An 853-nucleotide genomic window follows, 5' to 3' on the forward strand; every position below is an offset into this window, starting at 1 on the left:
CTGGAGCTGGGCGGCAAGAGCCCCACCATCGTGCATAAGGACGCCAACCTGAAAGTGGCCGCCCGCCGGATTCTCGCCGGCAAGATGTTGAATGTGGGGCAGACCTGTGTGGCGCCGGATCACATCCATGTGCACGCGGATATCAAGAGTGCCTTCGAGAAGGAAATGGTTGCTACGCTGAAAGCATTCTACGGCGATGACCCGAGCCAGAGCCCGGACCTGGGGCGCATGATCAATGATCGCCACTTTGATCGGGTGGCTGGCTTGATTGACACCGCCAAGGTGCTGGCAGGCGGCGAGACCGACAAGGCCCGGAAATATATCGCCCCGACCTTGCTCACGGACGTGACCATGGATGACACGGTGATGCAGGAAGAAATTTTTGGCCCGGTGCTGCCCATGCTGACTTACTCGTCCATGGAGGAGCTGATAGGCAACCTCAAAAAACTGCCGGAACATCCGCTGGCGTTATACCTGTTCACTGGCAGTGAACACGTGGAGCGCCAGGTGCTCGACAATACCCAGTTCGGCGGTGGCTGCATCAACAACACCGTGATGCATGTGGCCAACCCCAACCTGCCGTTCGGTGGCGTGGGCGAAAGTGGTATGGGGGCTTATCACGGGCAGAACTCCTTTGATGTTTTTTCTCACAAGCGAAGCATCCTGAAGGCGACGACACTGTTCGACATCAAGTTCCGTTATGCGCCTTACAAGGATAAGGTCAACATGATGAAGAAGCTGATCAAATAGGTGGATTCCTCAGGCTCTCTGTCCGGCTGCAGGGCAATTCCAGCCTGGGTGAAGACGCAAAAGTACAGCGGTAATGGGGTTCAGGAGCGGGTGTAAAGCCAGC

1 protein-coding gene is annotated in these 853 nt (G+C 56.6%); it reads left to right on the top strand.

Features of this window, described 5'->3' with window-relative positions:
* A partial coding sequence (locus A3730_RS24720) for an aldehyde dehydrogenase family protein (protein WP_156501343.1) occupies positions 1–750 on the top strand: 750 nt, incomplete at its 5' end.
* Positions 751–853 lie beyond the last annotated feature (103 nt).

The sequence above is a fragment of the Alcanivorax sp. HI0044 genome (genome assembly GCF_001634945.1).